Here is a 16,659-nt window from a genome sequence, read left to right as displayed (position 1 = left end):
TATGCGCTGTCGTCGGCAGCCATCGACATACAATAGCAAATAGAGGTGTGATCATGATGAACAAACCACAGCGTATAAATACATTGACCGTATCGGCCATCAGTATCGGTGCATTGTTGATGCTAAGCGCTTGTAGTGATAATAACACTGCCGAGCCGCCCGCTGATGCGCCTGCCGAAACGAGCAGGGCAGTAGAGGAGGCACCTGCCGCCGCGCCTGAAGCGCCTAAACCGCAGACGTCTGAGCCAGCCGTGCCGGCAGAAGCGCCAGCAACGACGACAGCTGAACCGGCCGAAGCAGTCGAGCCACCAGCCCCAGATGAGCCTGAAGTGTTGGCAGCTGATGCAGGGGCGAAGCTATACGAGTCCAACTGTAAAGTCTGCCACGAAGCAGGTCTGCTCGATGCACCAAAATACGGTGATAAAGCAGCATGGACGCCTCGCCTTGCTAAGGGTATAGATACGCTACATATGCACTCAGCGCAGGGCTTTAACAAGATGCCCGCGCAGGCGACTGACAAAGTAAGCGAAGCGGAGGTCTATGCAGCGGTTGATTATATGATAGCTGCCGTGAGCTGATTTAGGCGATATGAGCCATTGAAATTTGCTAAACTGGCCGTCATTGTGATAGACAATGGCGGTTTTTTTGTGCAAGTGCTTAGATAGAGAGTCGCAGATAAAGGCGTGGTCAAAACCAACACGCAGACCAAGGTATGATAAAGGCAAAAATATGAAGGTATTGGGTTTAGAGACGTCTTGTGATGAGACGGGGCTGGCGATCTTTGACAGTGAGCAAATGGATAGCGACAATCAAGGTTTGGTCGGGCAGGTGCTGTATTCACAAATAGAGCTGCACGCTCTTTATGGCGGCGTGGTACCCGAGCTTGCCAGCCGCGATCATATTCGCAAACTGGTGCCATTGCTCAATGAGCTGCTCGAGCAGTGCGATGTCAAAAAAAGCGAGCTCGATGCCGTCGCGTATACCAAAGGCCCAGGCCTAATCGGCGCGCTGATGACGGGCGCGCTATTTGGGCGCAGCTTGGCATATGGCTTGGATATCCCTGCGATAGGGGTCCATCATATGGAAGGGCATCTGCTGGCGCCGCTGATGGGTGCCAATCCACCAGCGTTTCCGTTTGTCTCGCTACTGGTATCTGGCGGGCACACGCAGCTGATCGCCGCACAGGGTATTGGACAATATGAAATCCTAGGTGAGTCGATCGACGATGCCGCGGGTGAGTGCTTTGATAAAGCGGCCAAAATGCTCGGCCTGCCGTATCCTGGTGGCCCTAATATCGCTAAATTAGCCGAAAATGGCGACCCCAGTGCTTATGAGCTGCCGCGTCCGATGCTGCATCGTGGTTTAGACTTTTCTTTTAGCGGTATGAAAACAGCGGTGCATAATCTTATCAAAGACACTGCTGGCTCTGACAGCGACCCACAAGTGCGCGCCGATATTGCCGCCAGCTTCCAACATGCCATGGTCGATACGCTAGTAAAAAAATGCGTGAAGGCGTTAAAACAAGTAGAGATGAGTCGCCTAGTGATCGCGGGCGGGGTCAGTGCCAATAAGCACTTGCGGGAGACCTTGGAGCGTGAGCTGGCCAAGATCAATGCTACCGTGCATTATGCGCCGCCGGCGTTATGTACTGACAATGGCGCAATGATTGCTTATGCTGGCTTTGAGCGCCTGCAAGCAGGGCAGGCCGATGATCTAGCCGTCAGCTGCGTACCGCGTTGGCCGATGACGGAACTGCCTGCGGTGTAATGTTTAGCAGCCATATACAGTTTAAAAGCCATACAAAGGAAGGATAATCTATGCAGTGGCTTGCCATCGGTTTGGGAGCAGCACTTGGCGCTTGCCTGCGGGCGTGGCTGTCGCGTTTTAATCCCGTACATAGCTGGATACCGCTTGGTACGCTTGGCGCGAATGTGTTGGGCGGTCTGCTGATCGGTCTGGCGCTAGTATGGTTTGAGCGTATGGGAAGTAGTTTGCCTGATCATGTGCGGGTATTTGTGATAACTGGGTTTTTGGGCGGGCTGACGACCTTTAGCACCTTTAGCGCTGAGGTGTTTGGCTTTATCTATGATGGGCGGCTGCTGGCAGGACTGGCATTGATCGGTCTGCACGTTGGGCTGACACTGCTGGCGACCGCGCTTGGGTTTTATTTTTTTAAGCTGGTTTTGTGAGCTTTGGTAGATATTACTTGCTTGATGGTCTGATATAAGTGGTCCCTTTCTTTATATCAGGCTGTTTTAAGTGAGCTGATAATACTTTATAAGGCGTTTTTAATTGGTTCCTCTAGGGTATACACTAAACATTGATAAATCCTGTCAAATACTGAACTGCATTGCCAGAAATAAGCACTCTATCATTTGCTACTACACATCCAAGTATTCCGCCTCGACTTGATGCCTGATAGGCTACCAATTCATCTTTACCCAAACGCTCTGCCCAAAACGGTGCAAGCCCAGTATGGATCGATCCGGTTACTGGGTCTTCATCACCACCATTAGCAGGCCAAAAGTATCGGGAAATAAAGTCATATGATTTAAGATCTTCTGATTGAGACTGACAAGTAACGACTACATCTAAAGGTGCAAGTTGCTTCAAAACCTCATTATCTCGTATTACGTTTAGAACATCGGACTTAGTATTGTAAATAACAAAATACGCTTGTGAATTGCGATAGACTTCAACAGGAGTAATAGATAGACCCGCTAATAAGCTATTGGGAATATTGTCTACTTTCTGGGGCTTAGTATTAGGGAAGTCCATTTGTATTTTGCCAGTGCGTGTTTGTACGATTGTTAAGAATCCAACTGCTTTTGCTGAAAGCTTAATAGTTTCTAAAGTAGGGTTTTTACTAAATAGTACAAAGGCGGATGCTAAGGTTGCATGACCACAAAAAGCAATTTCAGTCATTGGGGAGAACCAGCGAATATGATAGTTTGTTTTTTTATTTGACTCATCTGGTACTAAAAAAGCAGTTTCGGATAAATTGTTTTCCATTGCAATAGATTGCATTAATTCTTCGCTCAGCCAACTGTCCGTGATAATAACTGCTGCTGAATTTCCCTTAAAAACAGTATCGGTGAAAGCGTCAACGATGTTTATTTCGAGTTGCATTCTATGTCCTTAAATAAATATATCGTTTCATTAGTTAGTTGGATTAGCGTACCCATTTCATTTTTAAAAGTACACAGCTATGTACATCGTAATTTTATGAATAACTTAAATCCTTGATAAAAACAACTTATAGCCAAATATTCAAGTCCTCACTAGGGTACCGAACCTTTACCCATAAAGAGTGATTATGGTAAATAAAACTTTAAACCGGCTTTACAATCCCATCAAGCAAACCTGCAAATCCCTGCATATAAGCCATATCTTGACTCGCTGTACGCGTTGCGGCATATAGCTGACAATGCACGCCGTCCCCCAATGGACGCGATACCACCCAGCCTTTTTTCTCGTATTCCGCCACCACCCAATCAGGGAGAGCTGCAACTCCGCGCTCACTGGCGACTAGCTGTATCAGCATCGCCGTCAGCTCTGTGGTACGGACATTTTTGAAACTCACATCGCTTGGCGTCATAAAGCCTGCGATGATATCGAGGCGTTTGGCTTCGACGGGATAAGCGATCAAGGTTTCATCGATTAAGTCATGGGGCGCGATAAAGTCTTGCGCCGCCAAGTCATGCGTGGGCGACAGTACCAAACGGCTCTCATACTCAAATAGCGGCTGATAGCTGATACCCTCTATCGGCAAATCACTGGTGGTGATTAGCAGATCAATATCGCCCTCCATCAATAGATGATGCGGCTCCGGCTCAAACCCTGTGGCAAAGTCCAGCTCTACATCCGACCACTCACGGCGATACTGGTTGAGTATCGGCATCAGCCAATCAAAGCAGCTATGGCACTCAGAGGCCAGACGCAAACGACCTGCTTGCCCATGGGCGAGGCGTTTTAGGTTGGATTTGGTGCGGGTGACTTGCGGTAGGATGCTGTCGGCCAATGCCAGCACTATCTTGCCTGCTGGGGTAAAGCTCAGCGGGCGCGTGCGGCGATTGACGAGGCTGACATCATAATAGTTTTCCAGCTCTTTTAGCTGATGCGAGACGGCAGAGGCGGTGACATGCAGCTCATCGGCGGCCGCAGCCAGCGAGCCATGCGCGCGCAGTGCCGTCAATGTATTGAGATGACGAAGCTCTAACATAAGATAACCTAAGCACTTGGGTGAGAAAAATTCATTATAAACAATCTATCAGTGAATTCCACTCAAATATTTCTATCAAGTGCTTGCTATTAGCCAGCCTTCAACGTCTAGCGTCGCCGTAATAATAGCTGTGAGATGACGACCAGTACCAAAGAGGCTACCAGTAGTAATGTACCGATGGCGTTGACCTCAGGTTTGAGGCCGACGCGTACCATCGAATAAATCCGCAGCGGCAAAATCTCATAGCTAGGCCCTGTGACAAAGGTCGATACCACCACATCATCGAGTGATAAGGTAAAGGCGAGCAACCAACCTGCCATCACCGCTGGCAAGATGACAGGAACCAGGACGGTGCGTACCATGGTCGATTCACTAGCGCCCAAGTCGCGCGCCGCTTCCATCAAGCGCTCATCCAAGCTGCTTAGGCGCGCAAACACGGTGATGACCACAAAGGGCAAGCAAAAGGTAATATGGGCAAGCAGTAGCGAAACAAAGCCTAACTGCAGACCAATTAATAAAAATAAAGCCAACAGTGAAATCGCAAGGACAATCTCAGGCGACATCATCAGCACAAATAGCAGCCCGTTCAATAAGCCTTTGCCGCGAAAGTCGTAACGATGTAGGGCAAGGGCGGTGAGCGTGCCGATTAGGGTTGAGACGGTGGCGGCAACCAAACCCAAGACGATAGAATGCCAAAATGCATCGAGCATCGCTTGGTTGTTGAATAGCGACTCGTACCATTTGAGGCTAAAGCCGCCCCAGTTGTAGCCGATTTTTGATTTATTAAATGACATCACCACCAAGACGATAATGGGCAGATATAGCAAAGCATAAATCAGGCCAAGATAGCCTTTGGCCGCGATACTGCCAATGCTCGGCGGTTTGATGTGGCGTTGGTTATCAGACATTAGGCCACCTCATTAAAATCAGTCTTACCAATGCGGCGGCTACTGGCACGATAAGCCAGCAATAGCACGGCCATCGCCAGTGTCAACAGCACGCTTGCCGCTGCCCCAAAGGGCCAATCACGCGCGTCCAAAAACTGGTTTTTGATGATATTGCCAACGAGCAGGTTACGCGAGCCGCCCAGTACGTCTGCCACATAAAACATCCCCATCGCAGGCAGCAGTACCAAGAGCACCCCTGAGATAATCCCAGGCGTGGTCAGTGGCAGCACCACGTGCCAAAAGGTCTGGGTTTTCGACGCACCCAAATCTTGCGAAGCCAGCAGCATGTCATTGCGCAGATCGGTAAAGACCGCATAGAGCGGCAGCACCATAAACGGAAACAGCAAATACGTCAGGCCTGCTATCACCGCGCCTTGCGTGTACAAAATATCGATAGGCGCGTCGATGATACCCAGCGTCAGTAGGGATTTATTGATCAAACCATTATTGGCAAACAATAATTTGAGCGCATAAGTTCGCACCAAAGAGTTGGTCCAAAATGGCAAAATTAAAAGCATCATCAGCAGTGGCTGCCAGCGCGTCTGGGCTTTGGAGACTAGCCAAGCAAACGGATAGCCGAGTAATAAACAAATCACCGTGGTGATACCAGCCATCCAGAGGGAGTGGACAAACACCTCAAAATACAGCGGATCCACCATACGTATATAGCTGTCGATATTGACAGGCAGACTGATAAAGGCGCTGCTATCACGGGTCAAAAAACTGACCGCGATGACCAAGATATTTGGCAACAAAGCAAATATCAGCAGCCAACCCCAGATGAGCCATAGCGTTGCTGTACGAAACGGGCTTTTATTGCCCAAGTTAAAACGGCTAGTACGCGCCATTAGCTGACATCCTTTTGTATGGCTGTTTTTTGTATAGCCACGCTTTGCTCAGGTGCTTGTGGTTCTGTTAAATGGTCTTCGGGCAATACCCACTCCCAGCCATCGACCCACGCCACCTTGACCGCTTCATTAAGCTTATAATCAAAGCTAGGATCGTCTTCATCAAAAAACTCAGAGGCTTTGATAATATGACCATTGGCCAGCTCGATAATCGAGTCTAAGGTACTGCCTTTATAGTTACTCTCGATGACACGGCCCAGCAAGCCTGCATGACTGTCGTCTTTGGGATCATAAATGCGTAAGTCTTCAGGGCGCAGCAGTAGGTTGACGATGTCGCCTACTTGTACATCGTTGGCAAAAGCAGGACGGCGTAGATTACGCAATGTGGCTTTACCTTCTTGCACCTGCGCTTCACAGACTTCCACCTCGATGCGGCCATTGGTCACGCGCCCATCACGATCTGGCTGATCGGGGTACACGCCTTTGACCTCTGCCTTAAACAGATTGGTCTCACCGATAAATTTGGCGGTAAATAGATTGGCAGGGGTTTCATAAATCTCGATTGGCGTACCGATTTGCTGAAACTTGCCGTCTTTCATCACCGCGATACGGTCGGACATCGACAGTGCTTCTTCTTGATCATGAGTGACAAAGACAAAGGTGATGCCAAGCTCGCGCTGCAAGCGTTTGAGCTCTGACTGCATCTGCAGACGCAGCTTGTGATCGAGCGCCGATAAAGGCTCATCGAGCAACAGTAGTTTGGGGCGATTGATGACCGCGCGCGCAATGGCCACGCGCTGCTGCTGACCGCCGGATAAATCTTGTGGTTTGCGATTGGCAAGGTGCTCTAGCTGCACCATTGCCAGCATCTCACGTACCCGCGACCGAATCTCGTCTTTGGGGACTTTTTTGAGCTTGAGGCCATAGGCGACGTTTTGCGCGACGCTCATATGCGGAAACAGCGCATACTGCTGAAACACGGTGTTGACCGGACGCTTATCCGCGGGCAGCCCTGCCATCTGCACGCCGTCTAGATAAATCGCCCCTGCCGTCGGCTGCTCAAACCCCGCGATTAAACGTAGCAGCGTGGTCTTGCCGCAGCCTGAAGGGCCAAGCAGGGTCAAAAACTCACCATGCTGGATATCAAGATTGATGTCTTTTAATACCTCAGTTTGATCGTAGGTTTTTTGTAGGCCAGTCAGTTGTAGCAGTACAGTGTCTGATGACGCAGGGTTGGTATGCGTGTTTGCTAAAGATTGGGTCATAAATCTGGTTCCTAAGCCTCTTGCCTGTCCGTACTTTTTTAGCGTAGGGCACGACAAGGGCTGGCATGAGCATGGTCTGGTTATTGCGTATTATAACAAACCCTTACTATAAATCAGTGCAACTTCGTTATCAGTTACGCGAGTCATACCCGCAAGCCAAAGCGGATGGCGCGGATGGCGATAGCGCTCGTTATATGGTTTTTACGGTAGTATAATAGTCAGGCGTTTATGTGCTTGGGCATTTTTCTTTTGGGCAGACTGTATTATCCTAAGCGCGGCTTTTGTATGGTTAATCTACTTAAAATAGGTGCCGTCCTATTGGCATAAAGTGTGTTGACATACAGTGTGCCAATTTTATGTCGAATGGGTTGCATTTCATCATGAGCATGAGGGTCTTGGGGATAGTGGCAGAGGCGTTTATAGCGATGTTAACGACATTAAAACAAAAGTTTTTAGCATTTTTTTGTCGGTGTTCCTATACAATCATGTCATGGCTGACACCAAAGTGTGCGGCATGATCTCATCGTCATTTGCCGTCTTTTGGTCTATATATCCAGCATCTTCTTCATCCGCGATATATGAGCAGCCATCTATCATTTAACATTCGAAAAAAAAGGATTTCTCATGCCTAACGACACACGCCCCAAAACTGGTCAAGAAGCGCTTGAGCTTTTAAAACAAGGTAACGCCCGTTACGTCGACAGCCTTACCAACCCAGATCCTGCGATGCAGAGGCGTCCAGAGCTTATCAGTGATCAAGACCCGTTGGCGATTATCTTGGGCTGCTCAGATGCACGCGTACCGGTTGAGATTGTCTTTGACCAAGGGTTAGGGGATTTGTTTGTGATTCGGGTGGCAGGAAATGTCGTCGCACCGTCACAGATTGGCTCGGTTGAGTTTGCTGCCGAAAAATTCGGCACCAAGCTGGTGGTGGTGCTCGGTCACTCACACTGCGGTGCGGTGACCGCTTGCGTAGAAGCACTCATCAACCCTGAACAAAACTACACGCCAAACCTACAGTCTATCGTCGATCGTATTCGTCCAAGTGTTTACAATTTGCACGAGCTGGCGACTGCCAATGGTCAAGACGTCGATGCCGATGAGCTGTTAGATCGCTCTATCAGTGCCAACGTGCGTATGTCTGTCAGTCAGCTCAAACATGGCTCCCGAGCTCTAGAGGACTTGACGACGAGTGGTAAGTTGCTCATCGTTGGGGCAGAGTACGACTTAGAAACCGGTAAGGTACGGTTTTTAGAAGACTGATCTGTGCTTGGGGTTTTGTACTCACTTGACGAAAGCGGCCCTCACACCAGAGCGGTGCGCTTTTTGCTTACAAAACCCTATCATTGATTGGTGCATTTTTGATTATCATAAAAGTAGCAAGCGCATTGCCATGCTGTGATTCGCTTGCTGATTCATTTGTTTTTTATATTAATTTTATATTAGGTATATTAGGATTGTTATGTCTCATTCAGCGTCTAGCTCAACCTCTCTTGATGATGCAGCGACTATCGCGCAGCCTGCCAGCAGCGTCGCGCGTGCAGGTATTCAGCCGATCTCAGCGCAAACCTCAGGCTTTACCTTTAACCACACCATGCTACGCGTAAAAGACCCTGCCAAGTCGCTTGAGTTTTATACTGGGGTGCTGGGTATGACCCTATTGGCGGTCAAAAAATTCCCTGAGATGGAGTTTGATTTGTACTTTTTGGCCAAGCTGACCGATAGTGAGCGTGAGAATCTGCCGTCAGGTGCCGATCTAGAGATCTTTGCCTTTCGTCAGCGCGGTATCTTGGAGCTAACCCATAACTATGGCACAGAGAGTCAGGCCGATTTTAGCTACCATGATGGCAATAGTGGGCCGCAAGGCTTTGGTCATATTTGCTTTAGTGTGCCCAATTTAACAGACGCGGTGGCTTGGTTTGACAAAAATAATGTCGAATTTAAAAAACGTCCAGAAGATGGCAGCATGAAACACATCGCCTTTATCAAAGACGTCGATGGCTACTGGATCGAGATTGTGCAAGCAGACTTGATGGCGTAGAGTGCTAAGGCGCATGATGCGCCACAAAACATAATGAGCCGCTGCGTTACCCAATCAATCAAAGGAGTGAACCGCCCATGCCTACCCCTGAGGCAGGAACCACAGTAAACGCTGACCGTGCCCCTGAGTCGACGACTGATACGCTGACGTATCACAGCATCTTTGATTCGGCCAATGATATCATGGTGGGGTTTTTGGAGCGAATTCCTTATTTTGTCGCATCGCTCATTGTTATCCTGATTTTTTGGTTTTTGTCGATACTTTTCAAAAAAATCGTTCATAAACTCTTAGGTAGCCGTAGTCGCCATCAAAACTTGGTCAAAGTGTTTCAGCGGGTAGGCGGGGCACTGATTATCTTTATCGGCTTTATGATTGCGATGGTGATTGCGGTGCCAGGGTTTACGCCTGCCAAGCTGATTGGTGCCCTTGGTATTGGTTCGGTGGCGATTGGTTTTGCGTTTAAAGATATTTTCCAAAACCTGCTATCAGGTATTTTGCTGCTGCTCTCAGAGCCGTTTCGTATCGGTGATCAGATTGTCTCAGGCGACTATGAAGGGACGGTGGAGGACATCAAAATCCGCGCCACCACCATCAAGACTTATGACGGTCGGCAAGTGGTCATTCCCAACTCAGACCTTTACACCTCGGCGTTGACGGTCAATACGGCCTATAAGCAGCGCCGTTTGCAGGTGGCAGTCGGTATCGGCTACGAAGATAATATCGAAGCGGCAAGAGCGGAGATTTTACGTGCGTTAGATAAGGCCGATAGCGTCTCGACGAAAGCTCAGCCTAGCGTGATTGCGACTGGATTTGGCGGCTCGTCTATCGATCTGACGGTACGCTGGTTTATCGAAGATGGCACGCAGGCCAATAAAGTCGCTTCCATTCATCAAGTCATCGTCGAGATCAAAAAAGCGCTGGATGCGGCAGGGGTCAATATCCCGTTCCCAATACGTACCATAGATTTAAGCGATCCGTCTGTCAGTGCTATTGTGGATAAAATGCAGACGCAGCAATCTCCTGCTACCGATCCGCAAGCGGCAAAGTAAGCCGATAGATACTTTTATAGCAACCAAAAAACCTATAGCAAAAAAAACCGCCAAATCAGCAGATAAGGCGGTTTTTTGTGTCAGGTGGTTTTGACAGATGTTGCTCTGGACTTAGTCGTTTTTGACTTTAAAGTCAGTGTGGCAAGATTTGCAGCTTTGGCCCACTTGACCAAACGCTGGCATGACATCATCCATGCTAGTGGCGGTTTGGGCGGCAGCATTTAGCTCAGCTGTCGCTTGTTGGAAGTTTTCTGCTTCTGCGCGAAAGCCGTCGGCATTTGACCATACCGCTTCAGTCGCGTTACCCGCGGCTTCTTGGTTTTCAAAATGGCTCCAAGGCGTGGCGGCATCTTCTGCCAAAAACGCAGCCTGCTCTTTAAATACTTCTGCATCAAAAGTGTCAGGGGCTTCGGCCATATCGCCCATGACGCCCATCGCATCGCCCCAGCTTTTCATGCTGTCTTGACGCGCTTTGACATCAGGGTCCACAGAGGTGCTACAAGCGCTAAGGCCTAAAGCGGCCGCCATCAATGTGATACCAAAGACCGAGGTAAGTGAGGATTTGATAACTTGGGCCATATAAATTACTCCTTTAAATTTGGCTAATCGTCGGCGTGCTGAGAAAAACGCGCCACAAATAACGTTTTATTATAAAAATGAACGCATAATGTTTAGAAACATCAGTGCTTCTAAATGACTTTTGCTAAAAATACATTCTATTATAACGGCGAACTAAGTAAGCTCAGTTAAAATAGTTGTTATCTCATCGTAATATCCATCGTAAGCGCGTTTGTCACGTGGCTTATCAGGTATCGTCGACGTGTCTTGGCGGATGGTTTTGCTGTTTGATATCTGCCTTATATAAATAAGGTCAGCCATGACAGCTGACCTTATGTGCACTTGGTAAATGAGACAAAAACTTAAGCAATAAAAACAATAGAAAAAACACCTTGGTCTTTATTATAGGCAGACCTGCTATAGAGTCAACCAGTCGCGCGGTTTTAAGTAAAAATCTGTCAGCTCAAACTCAGGCGAGCCAGGCTCTGGCTCAAAGCGGTAATGCCAGCTGGCAAGCGGCGGCATACTGACTAAGATAGACTCGATGCGGCCATTACTTTGTAGCCCAAAGAGAGTGCCGCGATCATAGACGAGGTTGTACTCGACATAGCGGCCGCGCCGATACAGCTGAAACTGACGCTGCTCGTCGGTATAAGGGGCGGCTTTGCGCTGCTCAAAAATAGGCAAAATACCATCAAGATAGCCGTTGCCTACTGCTTTCATAAAGTCAAAACACCTCTCAAAGTCCCAGCCGCGGCTCTCGGTATTGACATCGTCATAAAACAACCCGCCAATGCCGCGCTGCTCATTGCGATGACGCAGATGAAAATACTCATCGCACCACTGTTTGAAATCAGGATAAACGCTGTCGCCAAACGGCGCGCACAAATCATGACAGACCTGATGCCAGTGGACGCAGTCCGCTAGCACAGGATAAAACGGTGTCAAATCAAATCCGCCGCCAAACCACCAAATCGGCGCTTCGCCTTCTGCTTCGGCGACGAATAAGCGCACGTTGGCATGGCTGGTCGGGACGTTTGGGTTTTTGGGATGGACGACGAGGGACACGCCCATGGCTTGTGCTTTGCGCCCTGCGATATTGGGGTGGCGCGCGGTCGCCGACGCGGGCAGGTTGTGCACGTGAATGTGGCTAAACATCACGCCGGCTTTTTCGATCACCTCACCGTCTGCTAAGACACAAGAGCGGCCGCCGCCGCCTTCTGGGCGCTGCCAATCATCAGGGACAAAGGTGGCATTACCGCCGCCGTCACGCTCTTGTGCTTCGAGCGCTTGGCAAATACGTGCTTGCAAATCGACCAAAAACGCGCGGACGCGAGCGATATCGTTATCGTTTGGTATGGCAGGGTTTGCCGCATCTGCTTGTGACTGAGCGACGTTTTGGTCTATATTGGTATTAGCTGTATCTGGAGTACTCATAACATATCTATTTGTTTAGGTGTATGGCAGTATTAAAGTCTTTGTCGAGCAAATGTCCCATGCGGTCGCGTTTGGTGGCGAGGTAATCCGCATTCATATCATTGACACCCACCAGCAGAGGCACGCGCTCCACCACGTTGATACCGTGTTCGGTTAAGTAGGCAACTTTATCTGGGTTGTTGGTGATGAGCCGTACCGCATCAACGCCGACATGGGCGAGCATGGGGCCGCACATGTCATAAATGCGCGCATCAGCAGGTAAGCCTAACATTAAATTGGCATCTAGCGTATCATGGCCCTGATCTTGTAGGGCATAGGCGCGGATTTTGTTGGTCAAGCCAATACCGCGGCCTTCTTGGCGCAAGTACAAAATAGCGCCGCAGCCTGCTTCTTGGATGGCTTGCATGGCGGTATTGAGCTGCGGGCCACAGTCACATTTTAGTGAGCTAAAGGCATCGCCAGTAAGGCATTCAGAATGAATACGTACCAAGGGCACCGGCGGCTCTGATGCTACATGCGCTGTGCTCGGCACGCGGGTGTTGTCTGCCGTCTCATCGGCCGCTACTTGCTCACACGCAGACAGCCCAACGGTCAGCATCACATGCTCTTGGCCGTCGTCGTTTTCAAAAACATGAATATCAAACTCGCCATGACGAGTCGGTAGTTTGGCACTGGTAATAAATTGATATGACATTACTGTCCTACATAAGCCGGTGGTGGTGGCAGTAGAGTCTGTAAAAACGCGATCACCTGCTCATGACGATAGCATGGTTTTGCGCTTTATGGTAAAAACACACAAAGTTCACAGACGGCGCACGATGATTAAAGCGACAATTAAAAAAAAATGCTATTATGCCATACTATTTTGACGGATACAGTGACAAGTCTTTACCCTTACATTACTATGTCGTCACGAACATTCGGTATTGATGTCTGATAATAAGGCATAATACTCATCCCAAGCCGCGCCGCGCTATATATTATGCTCGCGTGCTTGCTGTGAGACGCCGCATGATAGACTTTATGCCGGTGTTACATAAATAACTATATGGCTTGTTACATCAATAATGATGTAGATATTATTGACGTCGCTTGGCTATCTTTTTTTTATACCCTAAAGCACGTTTTGTCAGCAGATTGGTAGGTATCGTACGGTTTATGCAGCAGTCACCTTATTCCCCACAGTCTCAGTCCGTATCTGCGTCAGCCACTACGTCTGCGGTTCAGCTGCCCAGTTTGCAGCAGATTTATACGGCAATCCCACGTGTGCGCCCGCAGACGCCGCTGCTCGATAGTATCGATACGCCTGCTGATTTAAATGCCTTTAGTAGCGCTCAGCTGATTGCGTTAGCCGATGAGCTGCGCCTTTTTTTGTTGTATTCGGCCGGTCAAAGTGGCGGACACTTTGGTGCCAATCTAGGCGTGGTCGAGCTGACCATTGTCCTGCATTACTTGCTAGATGCGCCGCACGATCAGATCGTTTGGGATGTGGGGCACCAAGCCTACGCTCATAAAGTGCTGACGGGTCGCCGCGATCAGCTGGGCAGTATCCGTGCAAAAGACGGGTTGACGGCGTTTCCTGAGCGCGCCGAGTCTGTGTACGACACCTTTGGTGTTGGTCATTCATCGACCTCCATCTCAGCGGGTCTCGGCATGAGTCTGGCACTGCGGTATCAGGGGCTGCCGCAGACGGTCGCTTGTATCATCGGCGATGGGGCGATGACAGGCGGCATGGCGTTTGAAGCCATGAACGACGCGGTGCAGCAAGATGCTGATTTGTTGGTGATTTTAAATGATAATGACATGTCGATATCTTGCTCGATTGGCGGGTTTTCGCGGCATTTGGCCATGCTATGGGAGTCGGGGTATCAAGTAGATATCTCTGATAGCGGCCAGCCTATCGTTTGCCAGCGCCCTGATATGCAGGGGTTTGATCGGCGCAAACGCCACAAAGAGATGCGCGATGTGCCGCAGCTCGAGGACAATTTATTCAAAGCCATTGGCTTTACCTACTTTGGCCCCTTTGATGGCCACAATATACCTGAGCTACTGCGCGTCTTGTCATTAGCAAAACAAGTCAAAGGCCCCGTGCTGGTACATGTCTATACTACGAAAGGCAAAGGCTTTGCGCCTGCAGAGCTAGACCCAGTTGGCTATCATGCCATTAGTAAGCTACCAGATGAGCAGCCGCATGATACGCCGCCTGCTGCTAAAAAATCGCAGCCTGCGCTAAAGTACTCGCAAGTATTTGGCCAGTTTTTGTGTGACAAAGCGCATGAAGATGACAAATTGCTCGCTATTACGCCAGCGATGGAAGAAGGCTCAGGCATGACCGACTTTGCCCGTCAGTTCCCAGAGCGGTTTTTTGATGTGGCGATTGCTGAGCAGCATGCCGTCACACTGGCTGCTGGTATGGCAACGCAAGGCGTCAAACCCATCGTGGCGATTTATTCGACATTTTTGCAGCGCGGCTACGATCAGCTGATTCATGATGTGGCTTTGCAAGATCTTGATGTCACGTTTGCCATTGACCGCGCAGGATTGGTGGGCGAGGACGGCGCGACCCATGCAGGAGTGTTTGATTTTGCTTTTTTGCGCTGCGTACCCAACATGCTAATCGCGGCGCCAAAAGATGAAAACGAGTGTTATCATTTATTAAATACTTGCTATGAGTATCAAGGCTGTACGGCTGTTCGTTATCCGCGCGGCGTCGGTACAGGTGCTGCCATCGAGCGCCCCGCGCAGACCTATGACATCGGCAAGGCGGTGATTGAGTCGGTAGTAGGACAAGATGAGGCCCCTCTCAAACTGGCGCTACTGGCGTTTGGTAGCATGGTCGCCGCCGCTGATTCGGCTGCTCAAGATATCGCTCAGCAGTTGCACTGTCAGGTACATGTGGTCAATATGCGCTGGGTGAAGCCACTAGATACCGTATTGTTAGAAGAGATACTGGCAAATGGCATAACCCATATCGCCACCCTAGAGGAGCACATGCTGATGGGCGGCGCGGGCAGTGCAGTCAATGAATACTTGCTCAATGAGTCGGCGGCCTTTAAGCATCATCGCCCAGCCATTTGCAATATCGGTATTCCTGATCGTTTTATCGCGCACGGCGCACCCGCAGAGCAAATGGCCGACTGTGGTCTGGATGTTGCAGGTGTGGTCAGTCAGCTCAAGCAACTGCTAAAATAAAACCCTATCATTCATAAAAAATTGCTAAAATAGCAGAGTAAAAAATAAAGCTTATAGGTTTTTTGCTTAAACCTCGCCTACTTGCCGTAGGTGTGAATTATTTGACAACTTGGGCGGTGCAACGACTAGCAATCATCTATTTGGTTTGCTTGGCGGCTAGGGTTTTTGTTAGGTTGATAGGATTTAGTTTTAAGTCGGCTTTATTTTTTGTACATTTTATCAGTGTTATCTCTTAAGTATATTCATTCATCAAGCAAATAGGTTATCTATGGAACCCATGGTCGTCATCGCAGCACGTGCTGCTGAAAAAGTTGGTAAAGAGATTTTATACGCGCATCAAAACCGTCACAAAATCGAGCTAGACATCGAGTCAAAAGGGCTTGATGGACTGGTCACCCGTATTGATCGTTTTAGCGAAGAGCTGACGATTGAGACACTAAAAGCCAGCTACCCAAACCATTCGTTTTTGGGTGAAGAGTTTGGTATGCAAGAAGGCCGCGGCGAAGATGCCGACTGGTGCTGGATTATCGATCCACTAGACGGCACCAAAAACTTCGTCCATGGCGTGCCGCAGTTTTGTGTCTCTATTGCCGTACAGTATAAAGGTGTGACCGAGCACGGCGTGATTTATGATCCTGTGCGTGACGAGATGTTTTCTGCCAGCCGCGGCAAAGGCGCGCGTCTCAACCAACGCCGTATCAATGTCAGTGAGCGTAAAGTTATCGACGGTGGGCTATTTACCACCGGTCATCCGCTTGAGCGCAAACGCAATGGCGAAGTCATCTCTTATGCCAAGCAGCACTTTGAAAGCCTACAAAAAATCTCTGAGGCGGGCGGACAAGTTCGCCGTTTAGGCTCAGCCGCGCTGGATCTGTGCTATGTGGCGGCAGGTCGTTTTGATGGTTATTTTGAGATGTCTATCAAACCGTGGGACATCGCAGCAGGTGAGCTGATTGTCACCGAAGCACGCGGCGTGGTCGTCGATCATACTGGCGCGCACAACTCGATGACCTCAGGCTCTATCTTTGCTTGTAACGTCAAGCTGCTCAAGCCATTGATGCAAGTGGTGGTACCGACTTGGGGTGATGTGTTTTAAGCCG

16 protein-coding genes are annotated in these 16,659 nt (G+C 49.3%); 8 read left to right on the top strand and 8 right to left on the bottom strand.

Annotation, left to right across the window (positions count from 1 at the left end):
• Window positions 1-53: 53 nt before the first annotated feature.
• From BTV99_RS07905 to crcB, 3 genes are all read left to right on the top strand, one after another.
• Window positions 54-578: a cytochrome c5 family protein gene (locus BTV99_RS07905; RefSeq protein WP_075101825.1), complete on the top strand. Its 525-nt coding sequence runs from the start codon at window positions 54-56 to the stop codon at window positions 576-578.
• Window positions 579-729: 151 nt separating this feature from the next.
• Complete coding sequence (tsaD, locus tag BTV99_RS07900) at window positions 730-1,767, top strand: tRNA (adenosine(37)-N6)-threonylcarbamoyltransferase complex transferase subunit TsaD (protein WP_075101824.1); 1,038 nt, start codon at window positions 730-732, stop codon at window positions 1,765-1,767.
• Window positions 1,768-1,817: 50 nt separating this feature from the next.
• On the top strand, window positions 1,818-2,189 hold the full coding sequence (crcB, locus tag BTV99_RS07895; protein ID WP_075101823.1) for a fluoride efflux transporter CrcB: 372 nt from the start codon (window positions 1,818-1,820) through the stop codon (window positions 2,187-2,189).
• Window positions 2,190-2,313: 124 nt separating this feature from the next.
• On the opposite strand, the gene BTV99_RS07890 is transcribed toward crcB, so the two are convergent.
• From BTV99_RS07890 to potA, 5 genes are all read right to left on the bottom strand, one after another.
• Complete coding sequence (locus BTV99_RS07890) at window positions 2,314-3,129, bottom strand: PhzF family phenazine biosynthesis protein (RefSeq protein WP_075101822.1); 816 nt, start codon at window positions 3,127-3,129, stop codon at window positions 2,314-2,316.
• A gap of 202 nt (window positions 3,130-3,331) precedes the next feature.
• Window positions 3,332-4,222, bottom strand: a complete 891-nt coding sequence (locus BTV99_RS07885) for a LysR family transcriptional regulator (RefSeq protein ID WP_075101821.1) — start codon at window positions 4,220-4,222, stop codon at window positions 3,332-3,334.
• Between the two features lie 107 nt (window positions 4,223-4,329).
• On the bottom strand, window positions 4,330-5,130 hold the full coding sequence (gene potC, locus BTV99_RS07880; protein WP_075101820.1) for a spermidine/putrescine ABC transporter permease PotC: 801 nt from the start codon (window positions 5,128-5,130) through the stop codon (window positions 4,330-4,332).
• The gene (gene potB / locus BTV99_RS07875) at window positions 5,130-6,017 is read right to left on the bottom strand and encodes a spermidine/putrescine ABC transporter permease PotB (protein WP_075101819.1); all 888 of its coding nucleotides are present in this window, start codon (window positions 6,015-6,017) and stop codon (window positions 5,130-5,132) included. Before potB ends, potC begins: the two co-directional genes overlap by 1 nt.
• Window positions 6,017-7,282: a spermidine/putrescine ABC transporter ATP-binding protein PotA gene (gene potA / locus BTV99_RS07870; RefSeq protein WP_075101818.1), complete on the bottom strand. Its 1,266-nt coding sequence runs from the start codon at window positions 7,280-7,282 to the stop codon at window positions 6,017-6,019. Before potA ends, potB begins: the two co-directional genes overlap by 1 nt.
• 624 nt (window positions 7,283-7,906) lie before the next feature.
• On the opposite strand from potA, the gene BTV99_RS07865 reads away from it, so the two are divergent.
• The 3 genes from BTV99_RS07865 (at window position 7,907) to BTV99_RS07855 (ending at window position 10,372) form a co-directional block, all read left to right on the top strand.
• Complete coding sequence (locus BTV99_RS07865) at window positions 7,907-8,545, top strand: carbonic anhydrase (RefSeq protein WP_075101817.1); 639 nt, start codon at window positions 7,907-7,909, stop codon at window positions 8,543-8,545.
• Between the two features lie 199 nt (window positions 8,546-8,744).
• Window positions 8,745-9,323 (top strand): lactoylglutathione lyase, encoded by a 579-nt coding sequence (gene gloA, locus BTV99_RS07860; protein ID WP_075101816.1) that lies wholly within the window; start codon window positions 8,745-8,747, stop codon window positions 9,321-9,323.
• A 77-nt stretch (window positions 9,324-9,400) separates the two neighbouring features.
• Window positions 9,401-10,372 carry a mechanosensitive ion channel family protein gene (locus BTV99_RS07855; RefSeq protein WP_075101815.1) on the top strand — a complete coding sequence of 324 codons (972 nt, stop codon included), beginning with the start codon at window positions 9,401-9,403 and terminating at the stop codon, window positions 10,370-10,372.
• A gap of 111 nt (window positions 10,373-10,483) precedes the next feature.
• Here BTV99_RS07855 and BTV99_RS07850 read toward each other — a convergent pair whose 3' ends face one another.
• The 3 genes from BTV99_RS07850 to ribA form a co-directional block, all read right to left on the bottom strand.
• Window positions 10,484-10,951, bottom strand: a complete 468-nt coding sequence (locus tag BTV99_RS07850; protein WP_075101814.1) for a cytochrome c — start codon at window positions 10,949-10,951, stop codon at window positions 10,484-10,486.
• Between the two features lie 396 nt (window positions 10,952-11,347).
• Window positions 11,348-12,367, bottom strand: a complete 1,020-nt coding sequence (hemF, locus tag BTV99_RS07845) for an oxygen-dependent coproporphyrinogen oxidase (protein ID WP_075101813.1) — start codon at window positions 12,365-12,367, stop codon at window positions 11,348-11,350.
• Window positions 12,368-12,374: 7 nt separating this feature from the next.
• Window positions 12,375-13,061 (bottom strand): GTP cyclohydrolase II, encoded by a 687-nt coding sequence (ribA, locus tag BTV99_RS07840; protein ID WP_075101812.1) that lies wholly within the window; start codon window positions 13,059-13,061, stop codon window positions 12,375-12,377.
• A 464-nt stretch (window positions 13,062-13,525) separates the two neighbouring features.
• On the opposite strand from ribA, the gene dxs reads away from it, so the two are divergent.
• Both dxs and BTV99_RS07830 read left to right on the top strand, forming a co-directional pair.
• Window positions 13,526-15,559: a 1-deoxy-D-xylulose-5-phosphate synthase gene (gene dxs, locus BTV99_RS07835; protein ID WP_083608582.1), complete on the top strand. Its 2,034-nt coding sequence runs from the start codon at window positions 13,526-13,528 to the stop codon at window positions 15,557-15,559.
• Window positions 15,560-15,827: 268 nt separating this feature from the next.
• A complete protein-coding gene (locus BTV99_RS07830; protein WP_075101811.1) occupies window positions 15,828-16,655 on the top strand; it encodes an inositol monophosphatase family protein in 828 nt (275 codons plus the stop codon).
• Window positions 16,656-16,659: the final 4 nt, after the last annotated feature.

The organism is Psychrobacter sp. Rd 27.2, assembly GCF_001921755.1.
GTDB lineage: Bacteria > Pseudomonadota > Gammaproteobacteria > Pseudomonadales > Moraxellaceae > Psychrobacter > Psychrobacter celer.
Note: the sequence above shows the minus strand (reverse complement) of the source record. Positions and strands in the feature narration are given on the sequence as shown.